This is a genomic window from Cellulomonas sp. zg-ZUI22, from assembly GCF_017353535.1.
GTDB lineage: Bacteria > Actinomycetota > Actinomycetes > Actinomycetales > Cellulomonadaceae > Cellulomonas > Cellulomonas wangleii.
In genome coordinates, this window is sequence record NZ_JAFMUZ010000001.1 from 1,205,136 (window position 1) to 1,224,570 (window position 19,435).

The window sequence follows — 19,435 nt, forward strand, 5'->3', positions numbered from 1 at the left end:
ACGCGTCCCCGGCCCCCCGGGGGCCCGACGCCGTACGCCTGCGCGCTACAGCCGCGCCGCCAGCGCGTAGGCGTTGTTGACCGCCTCCCCGACCTTGGCCGGCGCCACGCAGTCACCGACCGCCTCGACGGGCAGGCCCGCGGCGCTCAGGTCGGTCAGCAGGTCGGTGCGCGGCCGGCTGCCGAGCGCGAGCACGACCGTGTCCGCCGGCAGGGTCGCCGGGCCGTCGGGCCCCTCGACCAGGACGCCGTCGTCCGTGATCTCCTTCACCCGGGTGCTCGTCAGCAGCCGCACCCCGGCCTCGTCCAGGTCCCGCAGCAGCGTGATCCGGTTGACCAGCAGCATGTCCCGGGCGATCTCGTCGAGCATCTCCACGACGGTCACGTCGTGCCCCTCGCGCGCGAGCTCGAGGGCCGCGTCGGAGCCGGAGAGCCCGCCGCCCACCATGACGACGCGGTGCCCGACGGGCGCGCCCTGGTGGAAGCGCAGGACGTCGACGACGTCATCCCGGTCCGTGCCGGGGATGCTCGCGGGCACCAGCTGGACCGACCCCGTGGCGACGACGACCTGGTCGGCGTCGCGCAGCTCGGGGGAGTCCGCCGTGATGCGGTGGCCCAGGTGCAGGGTGACGGGCAGGTCGGCGAGCTGCCCCTGCCACCAGTCGACCATGCGCCGCAGCTCGCGCTTGAAGTCCGGCGTCGCGGCGGGCCAGAGCACCCCGCCCGCGTGGTCGTTCTCGTCGTAGACGTCGACACGGTGCCCGCGGGACGCGGCGACCCGGGCCACCTCCAGCCCGGCCGGCCCGGCGCCGACGACGACGACGTGCTTCTGCTGCGGCGCGGGGCCGGGCAGGTGCGCCTCGACGCCGACCTCGGGGTTGACGGCGCAGCCGATCGGCTGCCCGACGAGGATGTTGCCGACACAGAGCTGGTTGCAGCGGATGCAGGGCCGGACCGCGTCGGGCCGGGCGGCCGCCAGCTTGCGCGGCAGGTCGGGGTCGGCGATGAGCGCACGGCCCATGCCGATGAAGTCCACCTCGCCGGCTCCCACCGCGCGGTCCCCGATCTCCGGGGTCATGTTGCCCGTCGCCATGACGGGCACGTCCACCACGCGGCGGACGGCCGCGGCGCCCGGCAGCAGCGGGGCGTCGCCCATGTAGTACGGCGGGAAGATCCAGTCGACGGTCTCGAACGCGCCGTCGTCGACCATGAGCAGGTCGATGCCCGCACCGGCGATGACCGGCGCCATCTGCAGCGCCTCGTCCAGGCTGCGGCCGCCGGGCATGTGGTGGTCGACCGTGAGGCGGAAGGTGATGGCCAGGTCCGGCGCGGCGGCGCGGGCGGCGGCGATGAGCTCGAGCGGGAAGCGCAGCCGGTTCTCCAGCGAGCCGCCGTAGCGGTCCGTCCGCTGGTTCCACTGGCTGCTCATGAACTGGTCGATCAGGTACCCGGTGTGGGAGTGGATGTCGACCGCGTCGAACCCGGCGGCGGCCAGCCGCGCGACGGCCGGGCCGTAGTCCGCCACGAGCTGCTCGACCTCGGCGGTGGTCAGCTCACGGCAGAGGCGCGTGGGGTCGGACAGCCACGGCGTCGCCGACGCCGACACCGGGACGTCGCCGCCCGGCTCGGCCGGGCCCACGCGGCCGGACCCCGGCGTGAGCTGCCCGGCCAGCAGACCGCCCTCGGCGTGGACGGCGTCCGCGAGCCGCGCCAGGTCGGGGACGACCGAGTCGTCCTCGACCTTGGGCCAGCCCTCGTTGTCCTCGAACCGTGACGTCGTCGTCATGGTCCCGGTGATGATCAGGCCGACGCCACCCGCGGCGCGGGCCGCGAAGTACGCGACCTCCCGCTCCTCGACGCGTCGGCCGAACCCGACGTGCATCGGTGGCATGACGATCCGGTTGCGTGCCTCGAGCCGGCCGATCCGGCCAGGGCTGAGCAGGTTGTCGAACACGGCGCCCCCTTGCGTCGACGAACCCTTCGACGCTACGTCCGCCGCCCCGCGGTCGCACCCGGTCACGGGTGTCCCGCGTGAGGTGCGTCAGGCGGCGCGCGCCGCCAGGAACCGCCGGACCGTCTCCACCGCCACCGCGTGGTCGACGACGTCCGGCTCGCCCGACGTCGTCAGGGTGCCCACGACCTCGCCGTCGACGCGCAGGGGGACCGACCCGCCGTGCGCCTTGAAGAGGTCGTGGTCGACGTCGGTGCGCTGGTCGAAGGGCGTGCCCGCGGCCTCGTGGCGCCGACGGACCAGCAGCGACGGCTCGCCGAAGCGGTGGACGACGCGCGCCTTGCCCTCGAGCCAGGGGAGGTTGCCCGCGCCCGTCGAGCCGGTCATGGCCAGGAAGACCGTCTCGCCGTGCAGCTCGACGCGCACCGCGAGGTCCGCGCCGCGCTCGCGGACCACGGCGACGGCCAGCAGACCGAGGTCCACGGCGTCGTCCTGCGTGAACGCCGGCAGGTCGAGCACGGGCTCGGCCTCGAGGTCGGCGACGGTGAAGGTGGGGAGCTCGGTCACGGGCCCATCCTGCGGCATGCCGCGTGAGGCGGGCGATCCGGCCCAGCGGGACCTCGTCACGGGGTGCTAGGCGGGGAGCACGTACCGGTACATCAGCAGGTAGTGCAGCACGGAGGCGAGCACCACCAGCACGTGCCAGATCTCGTGGAAGCCGAGCACGCCGGGCAGGGGGTTGGGCCGCTCGACCACGAACACGACGAACCCCACGCTGTAGACCAGCCCGCCGGCGGCCATCAGCACGTACGCCCCCACGGGCAGGTCCACGCCTGCCCCGACGAGCACCACCGGCATCCAGCCCATCGCGATGTACAGCGTGTTCGTCACGTACTTGGGCAGCTCGCGCAGCGCCGACCGCAGCGCGATGCCGACCGCGGCGACCGCCCAGACCGCTCCCAGCACGGCCCAGCCGTAGGCGTTGCGGAACAGCACCAGCACCAGCGGCGTCACCGACCCGGCGATCAGCACGAACACCGACGCGTAGTCGAGCGTCCGCAGCACGCCGTTGACGCGCGGCCCCCGGTCGATGCCGTGGTGCAGCGTGCTGGCGACGAACAGCAGCAGCACGGACGCGGCGTAGACGCTGAGCCCGACGATCTTCCACAGGTCGCCCCCGGTGACCGCCTGGGTGACGAGCAGGGCGCCCCCGACGAGCGCGAAGCAGCTCGCCGCGAGGTGCGTGACGGTGTTGACCCGCTCGTCGGTGACGTGCACGCTGCCGTCGCGGCTGAGCCGCGGTGGTGGGGTCGTCCCCGGCGTCGGCGTGGTGCGTGCGGACGTGGTCTCCACCGTTTCGTTCCTCCTGGTGAGCCATCGGTCCGGCCCGTCCGGGAGCCTACCCGCGCGGCGCGGCCGCACCGGCGGCGCGCGCCCTGTGCCGGGTGGGCGGTTCGTCACAGCGCGACGACGCACGCCGGACGTGTCAAGCGGGTGACGGATCGGCATCGACGCCCACGCCGCGGCGGGCGGGGCCCTACGGTGCCGACATGGCGACGACCTCACCGCGGCCACCGCGGCTGCGCGCTGCGGCCGTCGCCGTCGTCCTGCTGGTGGGGGCAGGTGCGGCCGTCGCGACCTCGCCACCGGTGCAGGACTGCCCGGACCCGCCGTCCGCCGGTGAGGTCGGGGAGTTCTACGGCCCCCAGGAGCACGACTCGTGGACGGACCGCACGGCGACGCCCGCGGCGTTCGTGGGCGGCGGGTACGACGTGGTCGACGTCGGGGTGCGCGCACCGGGCTGCCTCACGGCCGACGACGTCGACGTCCCCGTGCACGTCGACCTCCGGATCGGCGGGGTGGGCACCGAGCCCGTCCCCGACGACGTGCTGCGCACCCTCACGGTGAGCGACGGGCGTGGCCGCACGTGGCTCCCGGCCGAGGTGACCGCGCGCGGCTGGGTGCCGCCCCGCTCGGAGGGTGCCCGGCCCGTCGAGGGGTACGCGGGCGTGACCTTCCTGCTGCCCGTCGACCTGACGTCGCCCGTGTCGTTGCACCTCGGTGACCTGAGCAGCGCGACGCTCGACCGGCTCTCGCTCGACGCGCCCGACGCGCCCGCGGCCACCCCGTGAGTCGTCCGACCACCGCCGGGCGCCGCGTTCCGGGGGAGCTCGTGCTGCACCCCGTGCCGCTCGTGGCGCTCGCGGTGCTGCTGCTCAACGACCACGTGCTGAAGGCGGCCGCTCCCGGCTGGGTGACGGGCAAGCTCTCGGACGTCGCCGGCCTCGCGTTCTTCCCGTTCCTGCTGCTGGCAGCGCGTGACGTCGTGACGCGGCGCGCGCCGACCGTCGCGGCGGCCCAGGTCGCGGCCGCGCTCACGGCCCTGGTGTTCGCCGCGGTCAAGCTCTCCGCAGCGGCGCGGGGCGTGTACGTCGACGTGGTCGGGGCGCTGCGGTTCCCCGTCGACGCGCTCGTCGGCGGGGTGGCTGCGCCCGTCCGGGTCGTGGTCCAGCCCGACGCGACCGACGTGTGGACCGTGCTGGCCTGCGCCGTGGTGGTGCTCGTCGTGCGGCGGGCCGTCCCCGGCCCGTCGCCCCGCGACCTCGTCGGCGAGCAGGACGTCCCGCTCGCCGTCCGGCCCTGGTGCCCGCAGCCGTCACCTGCCACGATGCGCCGGTGACCGTCACCGACGTCGACCCGTCGACCCGCGTCACGCCCCGCGTCCCGGAGGTCGCGAGCTGGGGCCGGCGCGTGATCGCCGCGCTCCTCGACGGCGCGGTCCTCGGGGCGGTCGCGTGGCTCGTGGGCGGTGACCGGATCGCGGCCCCGTCGTTGCAGCCGACCTTCGACACCGGCACGGACGCCGACCTCCTGCCGTGGACCTCGTCGGCCGTGGTCGTGACGGCCGTGGTGCTGATGCTCGTGCTGCAGGGCCTGACGGGCCAGACGCCCGGGCGCCGCGTCGTCCGGCTCCAGGTCGTGCGCGCGCCCGCCGACGGCCCGGTCGGCGGCCAGCCGGGCGTCCTGCGGTCGGTGGTGCGGTGCTGGGCCCACCTGCTCGACGCGATCCTGCTCATCGGCTACCTGCGCCCGCTGTGGCACCCCGAGGGGCGCACCTTCGCCGACAGCCTCGTCGGCACCGCGGTCGTCCTGCGGCCCCCGAGGTCCGACGGCCTCGGCCGTGCCGTCACCGCCGCCGCGTGGGTCGTCATCGTCGTCGGACTCGTCCTCGGGGTCCGGCTCGGTGACGCGGGCGGCGTGACGCGCGACTCGTCCGCGTCCTGCCGGCTCGAGACGCAGGACGCCGACGCCCCGCTCCGGGTCGATCGCGTGACGCTCGTCCGCGAGATCGAGTGGCGGCAGGCGCAGCGCCTGTGGCCGTGGCAGGGCGACGCGCGCCGCGCCGAGACCACGAGGCTCGCCCTCGAGGTCGCGTGGCGCCCGACGGGCCCCCACGAGCCCGGTTCCCTGCTCGTGCGCACGACGACGTCCGACGGCGCCACGGTCGAGAACGCGGCGTGGTCCGGCGACGGCCCGATGACGACGTTCCCGCTCGAGGGCGCTGCACCCGTCGACGTCGAGGTGCTGTTCGACGGGCGCACGCTCACGACCTGCACGGCGACGCTGCTCACCGGCGGCTGAGCGCCGGGCGCCCGTCACAGCGTGACGATGCGCCCCGACGCCACCGTCCGCCGTCCGCCGGACCCGAAGTCGATCGTCACCCTGCCGTCGCGCACGTCGACCACGCGTCCCAGCCCGTGCGTGTCGTGCGTGACCCGCTGCCCGACGCTCAGCGCGGACGTCGGGCGCGGCGTCGGCACGTCCGGGCCGCGTCCCGCCCGCGGCGCCGTGAACGCGTCGAGGTACGGCGACGGCGTGTTCGCCCGCCCGCCGCGCCGCGCTGCCGCCCACGTGGCGACGACGTGCCGCCGGGCACGCGTCACCGCGACGTACGCGAGGCGCCTCTCCTCGGCGATCTCCGCGGAGGTCGTCGCGTACACCGACGGCAACGAGCCCTCGGTGGCGCGCGCGACCACGCACGCCTCCCACTCCAGCCCCTTGGCCTTGTGGATGGTGCTGACGGTGACGGCGCCGCGGCCGGGTGGCGCGTGGTCCTCGGCGGCGCGGCGGTCGAGGTCGGCGGACAGGGCCCGCACCGTGCCGGCCGGGGGCAGGGACGCGACCAGCGACCGCAGCGCCTCGAGGGCGTCCCAGCGCTCACGGGCGGCGCCCGTGCCGTCGGGTGGTGCGTCGGGGTCGTGGCCGACGCGCGCGAGCACCTGGTCCAGCACTTCGGCCGCGTCCTCGTCCGGCGCGCGCGCGACGTGCTCGCGCAGCAGCGCGAGCACGTGCGCGACCTCGCGGCGGTCGAAGTACGCCTGCCCGTCCGCGGCGACGACCGCGATCCCTGCGTCGCGCAGTGCCGCGGTCAGCGCGACGGCCTGCGCGTTGAACCGGTGCAGCACCGCGATCTCCTCGGCCGGCACGCCCGCGTCCAGCCACCCGCGCACCGTCGCGACGATGCGTGCGTCCTCGTCGTCCTCGTCGTCCGCCCGCACCACCTGCGCCGTCGGCCCGTCGCCGAGCACGCCGACGAGCACCGGGCCCGCTGCCTCCGGTCGCCCGGCCATGAGCCGGTTCGCGACGTCGACCACCTGCGGGGTCGAGCGGTAGTCCTGCACGAGGTCGACGGTCACCGCCTGCGGGAACCGTACGGTGAAGTCGCGCAGCAGCGAGGTGTCGGCGCCCTTGAACGCGTAGACGGCCTGCCGGGCGTCGCCCACCACGGCGAGCGTGTCGCGCGTGCCGAGCCACGCGTCGAGCAGCCGCTGCTGCGCCGGGTCGGTGTCCTGGTACTCGTCCACGACGAACGCGGCGTACTGCCGTCGCACGGTGGCGGCGACCTCGTCGTCGTCCTCGAGCAGCCGCGCGCACGTGGCCAGCAGGTCCGCGAAGTCCAGCACGCCGGCCGCGCGCTTGGCGGTGGCGTAGCGGCGCATGGCGCCCGCGACCGTCGACAGCCGCATGCCGGGCCTGCGCCCCGCGGCCTCGGCCTGCACCTCGTACTCCTCGGGGGTCAGGTCGCGTGCGGCGGCCCACGTCAGCTCGGTCGAGAGGTCGGTGACCATCGACGCGTCGACGTCCCGCGCGGGCGTCCGCAGCACCGCACCGAGCGCACCACGCAGGTAGCGGTACTGCGCGCCCGGCCCGTCCGCGTCGATGAGCACCGGGCCGTCGCCCGGCAGGCCCGTCGCGCGCCAGAAGTACCGCAGCTGCCGCAGCGCCGCGGCGTGGAACGTGCGCGCCTGCACACCGCCCACGCCGAGCCGCGCCAGGCGGTCGCGCATCTCGCCCGCGGCCTTGCTCGAGTGCGTCACCGCCAGCACGACGTGCGCGGGGACGTCCCCGGTGAGGTGCTGGTACGCGATGCGGTGCGTGATCGTGCGTGTCTTGCCCGTCCCGGCGCCCGCCATGATCCGCACGGGGCCGGGCGGTGCGACGACGGCGGCGGTCTGCTGCTCGTCGAGGCCGGCGAGCACGCGGTCCGCGCCGCCCCCGTCCCGTCCGTCACGCACGAGGCACGACCGTACGTGCCGTGCGGTGGCCCGCGCACGCGCGGGCGCGGTGGGCCGCGTCACGCGGTCGCGGAGCCGTCCGTCGGAATGCCCTCGTGGCCGGTCCACCGGCGTCGGCACGACGACCGCGTGACCGTCCCCCTGCAGATCACGTTCGACGACGAGAAGCGCACCGCGCACGAGGACCGCTCCCGCGGTCATGACCCTGCGACGGCGGGACCGCCCCGGTGCGGTGGCGTCCGGCCTCCGCGTCGGGGGCGCGCCTCCGTCGTCGTCGAACGGTGGGTCGTCGTCGAACGGTGCGTCGTCGAATGGTGCGTCGTCGTCGGGCACCACGCCGACGGGGGACATGAACGACGGGACGCCCCGGACGGTCTCCGAGGGCGTCCCGTCGTCACGGGCCGTGCGCTCAGTCGATGAGGTGGCGCTCGTCCAGGACGTCCGCGCCGGCGCCGGCCAGCGCGGCCTCGTGCGCGCGGAAGTGGTGACCGCAGAAGAGCAGGTCCGACCCGCCGGGGAGGGTGGCACGGACGTAGGCCTGGGCACCGCAGCGGTCGCAGCGGTCCTGGCGGGTGAGCTGGGCGGTGGGGGCGTCGGCAGTGGTGACGGTCATGGCCGGTCTCCTCGTCTCGCGGGGCCTGCGGCGCACGTCCGGATGACGGAGGCCGCAGGTTCTGCTCACCTGAACCATCGCCCATCGCGGGGCCATCCCCCAGCGTGTTCGCTCAACGGGGAACCGCCGCCGCACCCAGCACGACGCCCCACGGCCCGTGAGCTCGGGCACGAGCTCGCCGAGCTGGACGACGGAGCGCCCCTGCGGTCCGCTTCCGAGGAGCGGGCCGCAGGGGCGCGTCGGGGTGGATCAGGCCGGGCTGGTCACCGCTGCAGGGTCAGCAGGCCCGGGCGGTACGGCAGGGCGCCGTAGTCGCCACCGGAGCTGGGGCTGCGGCCCTGGTAGAGCAGCTGCAGGTTGCACGGGTCGACCGTCATGGTCTGGTCCGCGCTGGTGCGCAGCAGCTCGCCGTGGCTGATGTCGTTCGTCCACGTCGCGCCGCTGTTGGCCTTGCCCGCGAACGGGTTCGACTCGGTGGCCGCCTGCGGGGTCCACTGCCCGTCCAGGCTGGTGGCGGTGAAGGACCGGAAGTAGCGGCCCTGGCTTCCCATGGCCTCGACGATCATGAGGTACCGCTGCTGACCGGCGAGCTTGTAGACCTGCACGGCCTCGAACAGGTTGGCCTGGGTGTCGGTCATGATCGTCGTGTAGTTGGACCCGAACGATCCCGGGAAGTTCCCGATCGGCATGCTGGCCCGGTAGATGCGGCCGTTGTCGCCGGCGAAGAACAGGTACATGTTCCTGTCGTCACCGATGAGCGCCTGGTCGATCGGACCGGTCCCCGAGTCGGAGATCGACCCGGTGAAGAGCGTCTGGTGCGCGCCCCAGCTGTTCGGGTCGGTCGGGTTGGTCGACGTCCGGTAGGAGAACGCCGGGCCGCCCCACTGGTAGGCCAGCACCCAGACGTTCTTGGGCGCGAAGTAGAACAGCGACGGCGCGACGGCCGTGAACGGCATCGTCCGCTGCTGCGCCGAGGCCATCTGCGACCAGCTCGAGAACGGGGCGAACGCGGTCGACTGCCACGCGGTGCCGGTGTTCGTCGTGGCGTACACGAGCTGCTGGCCGTTGACCGGCGCGACCGTGAAGTCCTTCAGCGAGACCCAGCCCGAGCGCGGCTGCGCGAGGACGCCGGAGTCACGCCAGCGGTACGACGACGGCAGGTTGCAGGTGCCACCGCTCGGCGGCGGGGTCGTCGGGTTGGCGGTGGGCGCGGGCGTCGTCGGGTTCGGTGCCGGGTTGCCGCCGCCCCCGAGCTGCACGAGCTGCCACTGCTGGTTGGTGCCGCCCCAGCTGGAGTACTGCACGATGTTCGCGCCGTCGGCGGTCGAGGCGCCCTGGACCTCGACGGCCAGCCCGGAGTGCTGGCTGATGAGCGTCACGTAACCGCCGGCCACGTCCTGCAGCCGGAACTGCTGGTTGGCCTGGTTGCGGTCGGTGTACTGCACGATCGCGCCGCCGTTGGCGGTGGACCAGTTGTGGACGTCGAGGACCTTGCCGGACAGGCGGGACTTGATCCGGTAGGTGCCGTTGCCGGCGTCGACGAACTGCCACTGCTGCTGCGAGCCGTCGTTGCGGGTCCACTGGGTGATGCGGGCGCCGTCGGCCGTCGACAGGTTGTAGACGTCGAGCGCCTTGCCGCTGCCGCGGTTGATCAGCACGTACGACGCGTTCGTGTCGACCGTCGCCGCGGACGCCGCGGGGGCGGTGACGACCGCGAGCCCACCGGCGGTGACCGCCAAGGCCGCCGCTGCGAGCACGGACGCCAGCCGGCGTCGCGCTCCTTGCACGGGGGCCACGGCCCCGGGTGCACGTGCTGGTCTCATGCTGCTCTCCTTCGAGTCACGGGATCGAGCGGGGGACTGTTGTGACGTCACAGCACCGGGTCGGCCTCGTCGTCGCCCGGCGCTGCGGTGGCGATTGTGAACCTTCACATTGCCACGCCGGGCCGGGGGGCTGAAGGGGTGCGGGGGTGTCCTAAACGTTTCGTCAGCCGCTCGGGGAACCACTGGCCGCGTCTCGCGGTAAGCGGTCACCCGCACGTGGTGGTGCCGGGCGTCGTCGACCTGCACGCGTTCTCTCCCGTCGGATTCGGCTCAGATCGTGGCCTGTGCGCCCGATGGGCCGGGCGCCGTCACCTTGACGGCGAGAAGGGATGTCGTACGTGCTCATCACAGAAGTCGAAGGAGCGCCGCCGAGCTCGCGGCCTGAGGCCCGCAGCACGGGCTCGGAGGCCGAGGCCTCGTGAGGGCGATCAATCCGTATCGCAGCCGCCCGGTGGAGCTGACCCGGGAGGCGCCGCGCGCGCACTCCCACGGACTCGACGGGGTGCTGTGCGCCCTCGTCCTCCCGCTCGCGCCGGGTTGCGGACTACCGCGGACCGACGTGTCGTTCGACGAGGGTGCTCCCTACGACGAGCTCTTCACCGCCGGCCCCGGCGCGGACTTCTCGCGGGTGACAGGCTCAGGCGCCGGCGCGGCACGCGCGGTCGGGCGTCGCGTGATCGAGCTCGGCGGTGGCGAGGTGCGGTTCGGTGTGTCGGTCGGCACGGCCGACCAGCACGATGCCGGCACGGATCGCGGCTGGCGCGTGCGCCCGGCGGTCTGCCTGACCCTCTGGGAGACGGGTGCCGGGCCGGTCCTGACGGTCGAGCGCCTCGACAGGCGCCCTGACCGGGTCGCCCCGCTGGTGAGCGGCCCGGCGATCGACCGCGACGTGGCGCTCGCGCTGACCGGGCTGCTGCAGGGCACCGGGCTGACCGCGCACGACGACCTGTGGACCTTGTTCGACGTCCGCCCATCTCGCTCGCCGTGGGCGTCGTTCGGAATCGGGAGGCGGAAGGTCGCTCCCCCCGCGCTCGTCGACCTCGTCGCACGGTCCGTGCGCCACGTGCGCGGTGTGCCCGTGACGGAGGCGCTGCTCGTCGTCATCGCGCCCGATGCGGGTGGTGCCGTGGACGTCCTCGAGTCCGGCGAGGACGAGGACGCGGTCGAGGTGTCGCAGGACTCGGGCTGGCCCCACACGTGGTCGCGCTTCGCGATGGCCGGCGAGCCGGTCCGGCCCGGGGCTTCCAGCCTCGTCAGGGACGACGCGCGTGCCGTGCTGGTCGACCTGGAGTCGACGTCCGTGTTCCACGACTACGAAGGAGCCCGCATGGCGGCGATGGTGGGTCTGACGGTCCCGCTCGTGGCGGACAGGGCACGGGTGCACCGCGCGTTCGGGGCCGTGCACGCCACGGTCGTCGACGCGTCGTCCGAGGTGTCGGAGAAGCTCGCCACGGTCGCGACCGTCCGTGAGTTGCTGCTCCGGCGCGAGCTCGGCGCGCTCATGGCAAGCCCGGAGCAGTTCGAGACCTGGTCGAACCCGGCGCTGCTGACGAAGCGGCTGGACGGGGACATCGCGGACGCCGACCGTGAGCTGGTCGATGCGCTGCCGCGTCTCGTCGACGCGGCCGGTGCGGAGCTGGAGAAGCGGCTCGAGTCGCGGCGGGAGATGTGGGACGACAGGTTCACGGTGCTCGGAGGGGTCGCGGCGGTGGCGACGCTGGTCGGGCTGTTCGCGGCGTTCGCCTCGTTGCCCGGCCCGGCCAGCGGGTCCTTGCTCGACTCGATGCCCGACGCGGTGGTCGCCACCGTGGTCGGCATCGCCGCAGGGCTGCTCCTCGGGTTCGGTGTCGTGGCCGGAAGGCGGCGGTCCCGATGAGCGCGGACGCCGAGGAGAAGCGTAGGTACGAGCAGGCGCAGCGCAGGTACGAGGCGGCCATGTCGCCCGAGTACCAGGCAGCACTGCGCGCGCAGACCGAGTACGACGCCACGCCCGAGGGGCAGCGGATGCTCGCAGCGGAGCTCGAGACGGCCGACCCCGCCGCGGCCCGGGGGCTCCGGGCACGCGCCACGGCGGGCGTGTCGGCACGCCGCGCATGGCGGGAGCAGGCGGGCTTCATGGGCGCGGAGGACGCCGCGGCGTCCGACGACGCCTGGCGCGCGATGGTCGCGCTGCGCCACGAGCTGGGCTACCAGGCGAGCCTGCTGGCGGCCCAGACGGAGGGGTTCGGCGATCCTCCGGACATCTCGGTGGGGCCGGTTCTCGCGCTGTTCGACGAGGTGGCTCGCCTGGACCGCGAGCAGCGCGATCCGGCCGAGGCTGAGACGGTCGACCCCCTGTCGTACGCGACGCGCGCCGACCTCGTCGCCGAGTGGGTCGACGCCGACCTCCGGCAGGCCGATCCCGGGGACGTGCCGGTGCTCATCGCGCTGGGTCTCGATGTCCGGTGGGACGTCGAGACCTCGACGGTCATCGTCCGTGGCGATCTCGATGCCGCCCACCGTTGGGGGTACGCCACGGGCGCGACGCGAGCAGACGGGAGCACCGAGGTCGTGCTCGCGCCGTGCATCGACGTGCACTTCGCCCGCTCGAACCGCTCGACCGCGTGAGGCGCGGCGCCCTGGCCCGTCACGTGTGACGGGCCAGGGCGCGGCTCCTCGGCCCGCGGGGCTGAGGGCGCCGGTCTCAGCGCGACGACGCGAGCACACCACCCGGGCCGAACGCGAGGCGGGCGAACCGCTCCCCGACGACCCGGTGCGTCGCGGCGTCGGGGTGCAGCGCGTCGGGCAGCGGGTGGGCCGCCGCGTCCGGCGTCCCGTACAGCTCGCGACCGTCCAGGTAGGCCAGGTGCGGGTCGTCCTGCCGACGCTGGGCGACGATGCGGCTCAGCTCGTCCCGGACCACCGTGAGGGTCAGCCGCCCCGCCGGGACCTCGGCCGGGTCGCCGGTGGCGACGAACCGCACCGTCCCGGACCCGAACGTGCTCGGGTCGAAGGCGCCCGGCCCGGGGGTGTCCTCGTGGATGGGGCACAGGACCGGGGAGACCACCAGCAGCGGGGTCTCGGGGTGGCCGTCACGGATCGTGTCGAGGAACCCGTGGACCGCGGCGGTGAACGTCCGCAGCCGCATGGTGTCGCCGTTGACGATGTTGATGCCCATCTTGACCGAGATCAGGTCGGCGGGGGTGTCGCGCATCGTCCGTGCGGTCTGGGGGTCCAGCAGCGCGCTGCCGCCGAACCCGAGGTTGACCAGGTCCACCCCGGCCGCCCGTGCCGCCAGCGCGGGCCACGTGCCGGTGGGGGTGGTCGCGTTGGACCCGTGGCTGATCGACGAGCCGTGGTGCAGCCACACCGGGCGGTCACCGGTCGGCACCGGGTGCACCGGTGCGTCGGTGCGCAGCGCGACGAGGGTCGCGAGCTCGTTGTGCGGCAGCCACAGCTCGACGGTCTTGTCGCGGTCGGGCAGCCCGGTGAAGGCGACCGTCCCCGGCTCGCCGGGGCGGACCTCGCGGCCGCCGGTGACCGGGTCGATCAGCAGGAGGTCGCCGCCGTCCACCGTCGCGCCGGCGACGACCTCGCCGTCGACCAGCAGCTCGTAGACGCCGGCCGGGCGGGCCGGGCCGCCCACGTACGCCAGGCGGGTGGGGTGGGCGTCGAGCTCGACGACCGTCGCGCGGGTGCGCAGGACCAGGCGCACGCCGGACGGCTGTGCCTCGGCCATGAGCAGCTGCGGGTCGGGCAGCTGGCGCCGCACCCAGGCGGGCAGCCGGTGGGGCTGCACGCCGCGGGGCGTCCGCTCGAGCTCCAGGGCGCCGTGGACGAGGTCGTCGGTCAGGGGGGTCGGGGTGAGGGAGGTCATCGTCTCGTCGTCTCTCGCGGTGTCGGTGTGCGGTTCAGGCGGTCGGCCACGCGCGCAGAGCCGCGTCGAGGGCGTCGGTCGTGCGCGCCCACGACTGCTGGGCGTCCGGCGCGGAGTGGTCGAACCCGCCGATCGCCTGCAGGTGCAGGAAGCCGTTGACGGTGCTGCCGACGAACCGCACGGCGTGCGGGACCTCGGCGTCGGGCAGGTCGTACCCGCGCAGCACGCCGGCGGTCAGTGCGGAGACGCGGGCGCCCGCGGCGCCGGCCCGCGTCACGTCGACGCGCACCTGGGTGGCGGCCCAGCGGCCGGGGTGCTCCCGGGCGTAGTCCCGCATGACGTCGACGAGCGCCTGCAGCGCCTCGCGCCGCGCCCGCCCGGCCAGGGCGACGGACAGCCGGTCGCCGATCTCCTCCAGCGCGCGCACGGCGATCCGGGTGCGCAGGTCGTCGGTGCCGCGCAGGTGCGCGTACAGGCTCGCGGGCTGCACGCCGACGCGGCGGGCGAGCGCCGAGACCGTCACCTGGTCGAAGCCCACCTCGTCGGCCAGCTCGGCCGCGGCGGTCGTCAGGGCCGGCACGGTCAGGCCCGCGCGGCCTGCCATCAAGGCGTCTCGCTATACGTCACAGGATGCAGCCTATGCCCTGTAGGCACGGCTCCGACGTCGGACGACCGCGCTGCGGACGAGCGGTCGTCAGACGGGCGTCACGACGGCGCGCGGGCCGTGCGTCGCCTGCCACGCGTCCGCGACGCGCTCGAGGGGGAACGTCACCGTCGGGACCACCACGGCGCCCGACGCGATCCGCCCCAGGTAGGCGACGGCCTCGTCGCGGTAGCGGCTCATGTCGACCGAGCCGATGCCGCTGCCGCGCACCCGGAACCGGCGGCTGCGCAGCAGCGCGGCGGGCATGGCCGCCGTCGGGCCGGCGACGGCGCCGACCTCGACGTACAGCGTGCCGTCACCGGCCGGGCCGGCCGCCAGCGCGCGGAACGCGACCTCCGCCGGTGCGCCCCACAGGTAGTCCAGGACGAGGTCGGGTGCCTCGCCGTCGAGCGTCGCCGCGAGGCTCTGCACGTCGGCGTCGGCGTCACCCGTGAGCTCGACCGGCTCGGCGCCGAGGGCCAGCACGCGGACGAGCGCGTCGGCACCGCGGCCCGCCCCCACGACCCGCCCGGCGCCCAGCCGGCGGGAGTTCTGCACCGCCAGGCCGCCGGCCGTGCCCGTCGCACCGAGCACCAGGACGGTGCCGAGGGCCCCACCGCCGGCGAGGTGCTCGGTGATCGGCATCCACGACGACATCCCCGGGTTCATGCTCGCGGCGACGGCCACCGGGTCGATGCCGTCGGGCAGGGGGACGGTCCGGGTGCGCGGCGCGGCGAACCGGTCGGCGAACGTGCCCCACGGCTCGTGCACCTCACCGGCGTAGACGAGCGCACCCTCGCGGGTCCGGCCCACGCCGTCCACGCCGGGAACCATCGGGTACCGCTGCCCGCTGCTGTAGTGCGTCCCGCGGGCGCGGGAGCGCACCAGCGGGTGCACGGCAGCGGCGACGAGGTCCAGCAGCACGTCGTCGGGGCCCGCCTGCGGGTCCGGGAACTCGCCGTACCGGGGGGCCTCCTCCGGTGCCGGCACCACGGCTGCTCTCATCGCGGTCCCCCGTCCGCCCCGACGCACCGGCTCGTGCGCCGCGGGCCCGTGGCGGATGTGTCCCGGCCGCGAGGCCCGTCGCGGCGAGCCTAGGTCGGTGGTGCGACCCCCGCCACACGGCGCCGCTCAGGGCCGGTAGTACACCGCCAGCGGGTGCCCCGGGCCGTCGACGACGGTCACCGGTGTCGCGAACACCTCGGACAGGATCTCCGCCGTCATGATCTCCGCCGGGGACCCGACGTACCGCACCTGGCCCTCGGTCATGGCGACGACGCGGTCCGCCCAGGCGGCGGCGAAGTTCACGTCGTGCACGACGAGCACGACGGTCTTGCCGAGCTCGTCGGCGGCGCGGCGCAGCTGGGCCATCATCGCCACGGCGTGCTGCATGTCGAGGTTGTTCAGCGGCTCGTCGAGCAGCAGGTACTCGGTGTCCTGCGCCAGCACCATCGCGACGTACGCGCGCTGCCGCTGCCCGCCGGACAGCTCGTCGAGGTAGCGGTGCTGCAGGTCGACCAGGCCGAGGAAGTCGAGCGCCGTGTCCACGGCCGCCTCGTCGTCGCGGGTCAGACGGCCCTGGGAGTGCGGGAAGCGGCCGAGCGCGACGAGCTGGCGCACCGTGAGCCGGGCGACGAAGTGGTTCTCCTGCCGCAGGATCGCCAGGCGCCTGGCGAGGTCCCGCGGGCGGGCCGTCACGACGTCCATGCCGCCGACGGTGACGCGCCCCGCGTCGGCGGCGAGCAGCCGGCCGACGATCGTCAGCATCGTGGACTTGCCTGCGCCGTTGGGCCCGACGAGAGCGGTGACGCCGCCGGCCGGGATGTCGAGCGCGACGGGACCGAGCGCGTGCACGTCCCCGTAGGACTTGGAGACGTCGACGAGGGTGATCACCGCAGGCCCTTCCGCAGGAGGTAGACGAGGAACACGAGCCCGCCGCCGAGCTCGATGACGACGGTGACGAGACCGGCGGCGTAGAACACGTGCCGCAGCACCACGTACGCGAGCAGCAGCACGGTGGACGCGATCGCCACGACCATCGGCAGCGTCCGGGCGCTGCGGCTCGTGCCGACGACCTGGTAGGTCAGCAGCGCGGCGACGAAGCCGAAGAACGTCATGGGGCCGACGAGCGACGTGGACACCGACACGAGCACCGCGACGAGCACGAGCGTCACCCGGACCTCACGCTGGTGGCGCACGCCGAGGCTGGTGGCGGTCTCGCGGCCCAGCGCGACGACGTCGAGCACGTGCCGACGGCGCCACAGCACCGTGCCGACGACCACGCAGACGAGCGCACCCCAGGGCAGGTAGGACGCTGAGGACGTGCCGATCGAGCCGAACAGCCGGGCGGACAGGATGTCGAACTCGCTCGGCGTGAGCAGCCGCTGCATGAACGTCGACAGCGACCCGAACCCCATCCCCAGCACGACGCCGACGAGCAGCAGCAGGTGCAGGTCGGCGCGCTTGCCGGTGAACAGCCACCCGTACAGCAGGGACGCGAACGCGACCATGAGCACGCTCTGCAGGGCGACCTTGGGCAGGCCGTCCGTCGCGGCGAGGGCACCGGCGCCGAACAGGAACACCAGGGCGGTCTGGATCACGCGGTACAGCGCGTCGAAGCCGAGGATCGAGGGGGTGAGGATCCGGTTGTCCGTCACCGAGTGGAAGGCGACGGTGGCCACGCCCTGGCAGAACGCCACGACGAGGATCGTGCCGACCGACGTCAGCCGGCTGCGGACGATCACCCAGAACCCGCTCGACCCGGGGTCCGCCGGGTTGTCCCAGACGAGGATGCCGACGGCGGCGACGACGCCGACCAGCGCGACGAGCGCCAGGCGCAGGCCGTAGCCGCGGGCGGTGTGGCGCAGCGGGACGCGGGGGGACGGCGGGGCGGACGCGACGGCCGTCGCCGGTGCCGTGCGGAGCTCAGCCACGGCGGCGCACCCGCAGGACCAGTGCGAGGAACCCGGCCGCGCCGACGAGCCCGAGGATCATCCCGACCGGGACCTCGAACGGCATCCGCACGACGCGTCCGAGGATGTCGCAGGCGGTGACGAGCGCGATGCCGCCGAGGCACACCCACGGCAGGTTCGAGCGCAGGTCGTCACCGCGCAGGAGGGACACGACGTTCGGGACGACCAGCCCCAGGAACGGCAGGAAGCCGACCACGACGGTGGTCACGCCCGACGCGACCGCGACCATCGCGGTGCCGAGCAGCAGCACGCGGTCGTAGTCCAGCCCGAGGTTCGTGGCGACGTCGCGGCCCAGGCCCGCGACCGTGAGCCGGTCGGCGAGCACGAGGATCGCGACGCAGACCGCGGCGACGACCCACAGCAGCTCGTACTGCCCGCGCACGACCGAGGTGAACGAGCCCATGAACCACGTGCCGAGCAGCTGCAGGTAGTTGGTCGAGACGGCGATCAGCGTGGTCAGCGCGCTGACGACGGCGCCGAGCATGAGCCCGACGATCGGCACGACGAGCGTGGTGCGCACCTGCACGCGGCGCAGCACCGCGAGGAAGACCATGGTGCCGACGAACGCGGCGGCCGAGGCGATCACCATGCGTGTGGCCAGACCGACGGTCGGCAGGAGGATGACGGACAGCAGCAGCCCGAGCGCCGCCCACTCGCTGGTGCCGCTGGTGGTGGCCTCGACGAACCGGTTCTGCGTGAGCTGCTGCAGCACGAGCCCGCTGACGGCCATGGCGCTGCCGGCGAGCACGAGGGCGAGGGTGCGCGGCACCCGCGTGATCTGGAACATCGCGCCGCCGCCCTCGGCGGACAGGTCGTAGACGCCGACGAACAGCGAGGCGACGACGAGCGCGAGGGTGACGAGCACGGCGAGCAGCAGGCCGACCGGCCGCCGCCCGTGACGGGCGGCGGCCGGCGCGGGTGCCGTGAGGGTCGAGGTCACGCGGCGGCGGAGAACGCCTGTGCGATCTGCTCGTACAGCGCGGTGTAGGCCTGGATGTCCTCGGTGACGTAGAAGTTCGGGTCCAGGTAGACGATCTGGTCCTTCATGACGGCGGTGACGGACGCGAGCGCCTCGGACGCGCCGATGAGCTCGGTCGCCGGGCGGTAGTCGCCCTCGCCGACGCCGGAGCCGTCGCGGTCCAGCACGAGGATCCAGTCCGGGTTCGCCGCGGCGATGGCCTCGACCCCGATGTCGTCGCCGTGCGTGGTGTCCTCGCTCGCCTGGTCGATCGCGGGCACGAGGCCGAGCGTCGGGAAGACCGTGCCGATGCTGCGCCCGGTGACCGGCGCGGCGTAGCTGATGTCGCCGCCCGAGGTGATGAGCCCGACGACCGTGCTGGTGCCGTCGTACGCCTCGGCGGCGTCGGCCACGGCCGCCTCGAAGTCGGCGACGATCTGCGCGGCCTCGTCCTCGCGGTCGAAGATCTGGCCGAGGATCTCGACCTGCCGGATCAGCTCGTCGGCGATCTCCTCGCCCTCGCGGGGGGCGATCTCGATGACGGTCGCGTCGGGGTTCTGCGCGACGATGTCGTCGTAGTGGTTGCCGAACCGGTAGCCGCCGATGATCAGGTCGGGCTCGGCCGCGACGATCGACTCGAGGTTCGGCTCGCGGTGCGTGCCGACGTCCAGGACGTCCTCGTTCTCGGTGTACACGGGCCAGATGCCCGAGCCCATCACGCCCTTGGGTGCCGCCACCAGCGGGACGTCCCACGCGGACAGGGTCTCGAACACCCGGTTGTCGAGCGCCACGACCCGCTGCGGGTCGACGGGCACCTCGACGGTGCCGTGGTTGTCCTCGATCGTGACCGTCGTGGCGGTGGTCGGCTCGGCCGACGCGGCCGGCTCCGCGGCGTCGGCGCCCGCACCGCAGGCGGCGAGGACGAGGGCGAGCGGGGCGGCCGTGAGGGCGACGGCCAGACGGCGGGCAGGGTGGCGGGAGTGCATGGCTGAGCTCCGGGAGGTGTGGACGGGCGCGACGAGGCGCGTCGATCCCAGGGAAGGG

18 protein-coding genes are annotated in these 19,435 nt (G+C 74.4%); 5 read left to right on the plus strand and 13 right to left on the minus strand.

Annotated features, from left to right (window positions below; genetic code table 11):
• Positions 1 to 45: 45 nt before the first annotated feature.
• The 3 genes from J1G43_RS05505 to J1G43_RS05515 form a co-directional block, all read right to left on the minus strand.
• On the minus strand, positions 46 to 1,953 hold the full coding sequence (locus tag J1G43_RS05505; RefSeq protein ID WP_307859486.1) for an FAD-dependent oxidoreductase: 1,908 nt from the start codon (positions 1,951 to 1,953) through the stop codon (positions 46 to 48).
• Between the two features lie 87 nt (positions 1,954 to 2,040).
• Positions 2,041 to 2,517: a heme-binding protein gene (locus J1G43_RS05510; protein ID WP_207378108.1), complete on the minus strand. Its 477-nt coding sequence runs from the start codon at positions 2,515 to 2,517 to the stop codon at positions 2,041 to 2,043.
• Positions 2,518 to 2,583: 66 nt separating this feature from the next.
• Positions 2,584 to 3,303: a hemolysin III family protein gene (locus tag J1G43_RS05515; RefSeq protein ID WP_207378109.1), complete on the minus strand. Its 720-nt coding sequence runs from the start codon at positions 3,301 to 3,303 to the stop codon at positions 2,584 to 2,586.
• A gap of 197 nt (positions 3,304 to 3,500) precedes the next feature.
• Between J1G43_RS05515 and J1G43_RS05520 the strand changes: the two genes are divergently transcribed.
• From J1G43_RS05520 to J1G43_RS05530, 3 genes are read left to right on the plus strand one after another with little or no spacing between them, the layout of a single operon-like run.
• A complete protein-coding gene (locus J1G43_RS05520) occupies positions 3,501 to 4,082 on the plus strand; it encodes a hypothetical protein (protein WP_207339234.1) in 582 nt (193 codons plus the stop codon).
• Positions 4,079 to 4,630, plus strand: coding sequence for a hypothetical protein (locus J1G43_RS05525; RefSeq protein WP_207378110.1), 552 nt, complete (start codon positions 4,079 to 4,081; stop codon positions 4,628 to 4,630). The genes J1G43_RS05520 and J1G43_RS05525 overlap by 4 nt, the downstream gene beginning before the upstream one ends.
• Positions 4,627 to 5,592: an RDD family protein gene (locus J1G43_RS05530; RefSeq protein WP_207378111.1), complete on the plus strand. Its 966-nt coding sequence runs from the start codon at positions 4,627 to 4,629 to the stop codon at positions 5,590 to 5,592. The genes J1G43_RS05525 and J1G43_RS05530 overlap by 4 nt, the downstream gene beginning before the upstream one ends.
• A 14-nt stretch (positions 5,593 to 5,606) precedes the next feature.
• On the opposite strand, the gene J1G43_RS05535 is transcribed toward J1G43_RS05530, so the two are convergent.
• The 3 genes from J1G43_RS05535 to J1G43_RS05545 all read right to left on the minus strand — a co-directional run bounded on the left by J1G43_RS05535 (position 5,607) and on the right by J1G43_RS05545 (position 9,962).
• Positions 5,607 to 7,526, minus strand: coding sequence for an ATP-dependent helicase (locus J1G43_RS05535; RefSeq protein ID WP_207378112.1), 1,920 nt, complete (start codon positions 7,524 to 7,526; stop codon positions 5,607 to 5,609).
• 409 nt (positions 7,527 to 7,935) lie between these two features.
• Positions 7,936 to 8,139, minus strand: coding sequence for a hypothetical protein (locus tag J1G43_RS05540; RefSeq protein ID WP_207339230.1), 204 nt, complete (start codon positions 8,137 to 8,139; stop codon positions 7,936 to 7,938).
• A gap of 263 nt (positions 8,140 to 8,402) precedes the next feature.
• Entirely contained in the window at positions 8,403 to 9,962 is a 1,560-nt protein-coding gene (locus tag J1G43_RS05545; protein WP_207339229.1) for a non-reducing end alpha-L-arabinofuranosidase family hydrolase, read from the minus strand.
• A 559-nt stretch (positions 9,963 to 10,521) separates the two neighbouring features.
• On the opposite strand from J1G43_RS05545, the gene J1G43_RS05550 reads away from it, so the two are divergent.
• Positions 10,522 to 11,838 (plus strand): hypothetical protein, encoded by a 1,317-nt coding sequence (locus J1G43_RS05550; RefSeq protein WP_207339228.1) that lies wholly within the window; start codon positions 10,522 to 10,524, stop codon positions 11,836 to 11,838.
• Positions 11,835 to 12,569, plus strand: coding sequence for a hypothetical protein (locus J1G43_RS05555; protein ID WP_207339227.1), 735 nt, complete (start codon positions 11,835 to 11,837; stop codon positions 12,567 to 12,569). The genes J1G43_RS05550 and J1G43_RS05555 overlap by 4 nt, the downstream gene beginning before the upstream one ends.
• A gap of 76 nt (positions 12,570 to 12,645) precedes the next feature.
• Here the strand turns inward: J1G43_RS05555 and J1G43_RS05560 are convergent, their stop codons facing one another.
• From J1G43_RS05560 to J1G43_RS05590, 7 genes are all read right to left on the minus strand, one after another.
• Positions 12,646 to 13,818: an SGNH/GDSL hydrolase family protein gene (locus J1G43_RS05560; protein WP_207378113.1), complete on the minus strand. Its 1,173-nt coding sequence runs from the start codon at positions 13,816 to 13,818 to the stop codon at positions 12,646 to 12,648.
• A 34-nt stretch (positions 13,819 to 13,852) separates the two neighbouring features.
• Positions 13,853 to 14,422, minus strand: a complete 570-nt coding sequence (locus tag J1G43_RS05565; protein ID WP_207339225.1) for a TetR/AcrR family transcriptional regulator — start codon at positions 14,420 to 14,422, stop codon at positions 13,853 to 13,855.
• 90 nt (positions 14,423 to 14,512) lie between these two features.
• Entirely contained in the window at positions 14,513 to 15,466 is a 954-nt protein-coding gene (locus J1G43_RS05570) for a zinc-binding alcohol dehydrogenase family protein (RefSeq protein ID WP_207378114.1), read from the minus strand.
• A 126-nt stretch (positions 15,467 to 15,592) separates the two neighbouring features.
• Positions 15,593 to 16,354 (minus strand): ABC transporter ATP-binding protein, encoded by a 762-nt coding sequence (locus tag J1G43_RS05575; protein WP_207378115.1) that lies wholly within the window; start codon positions 16,352 to 16,354, stop codon positions 15,593 to 15,595.
• Positions 16,351 to 17,394 (minus strand): iron chelate uptake ABC transporter family permease subunit, encoded by a 1,044-nt coding sequence (locus J1G43_RS05580; protein ID WP_207378116.1) that lies wholly within the window; start codon positions 17,392 to 17,394, stop codon positions 16,351 to 16,353. The genes J1G43_RS05575 and J1G43_RS05580 overlap by 4 nt, the downstream gene beginning before the upstream one ends.
• Positions 17,387 to 18,373 (minus strand): ABC transporter permease, encoded by a 987-nt coding sequence (locus J1G43_RS05585; RefSeq protein WP_207378117.1) that lies wholly within the window; start codon positions 18,371 to 18,373, stop codon positions 17,387 to 17,389. Before J1G43_RS05585 ends, J1G43_RS05580 begins: the two co-directional genes overlap by 8 nt.
• On the minus strand, positions 18,370 to 19,377 hold the full coding sequence (locus J1G43_RS05590; RefSeq protein ID WP_207339220.1) for a siderophore ABC transporter substrate-binding protein: 1,008 nt from the start codon (positions 19,375 to 19,377) through the stop codon (positions 18,370 to 18,372). Before J1G43_RS05590 ends, J1G43_RS05585 begins: the two co-directional genes overlap by 4 nt.
• Between the last annotated feature and the right edge of the window lie 58 nt (positions 19,378 to 19,435).

Excerpts from the sequence above, each read along its gene's own strand:
- J1G43_RS05565 (WP_207339225.1), bottom strand. The coding sequence starts at position 14,422 with ATGGCAGGCCGCGCGGGCCTGACCGTGCCGGCCCTGACGACCGCCGCG.
- J1G43_RS05590 (WP_207339220.1), bottom strand. The coding sequence starts at position 19,377 with ATGCACTCCCGCCACCCTGCCCGCCGTCTGGCCGTCGCCCTCACGGCC.
- J1G43_RS05570 (WP_207378114.1), bottom strand. The coding sequence starts at position 15,466 with ATGAGAGCAGCCGTGGTGCCGGCACCGGAGGAGGCCCCCCGGTACGGC.
- J1G43_RS05555 (WP_207339227.1), top strand. The coding sequence starts at position 11,835 with ATGAGCGCGGACGCCGAGGAGAAGCGTAGGTACGAGCAGGCGCAGCGC.
- J1G43_RS05540 (WP_207339230.1), bottom strand. The coding sequence starts at position 8,139 with ATGACCGTCACCACTGCCGACGCCCCCACCGCCCAGCTCACCCGCCAG.
- J1G43_RS05520 (WP_207339234.1), top strand. The coding sequence starts at position 3,501 with ATGGCGACGACCTCACCGCGGCCACCGCGGCTGCGCGCTGCGGCCGTC.
- J1G43_RS05545 (WP_207339229.1), bottom strand. The coding sequence starts at position 9,962 with ATGAGACCAGCACGTGCACCCGGGGCCGTGGCCCCCGTGCAAGGAGCG.
- J1G43_RS05560 (WP_207378113.1), bottom strand. The coding sequence starts at position 13,818 with ATGACCTCCCTCACCCCGACCCCCCTGACCGACGACCTCGTCCACGGC.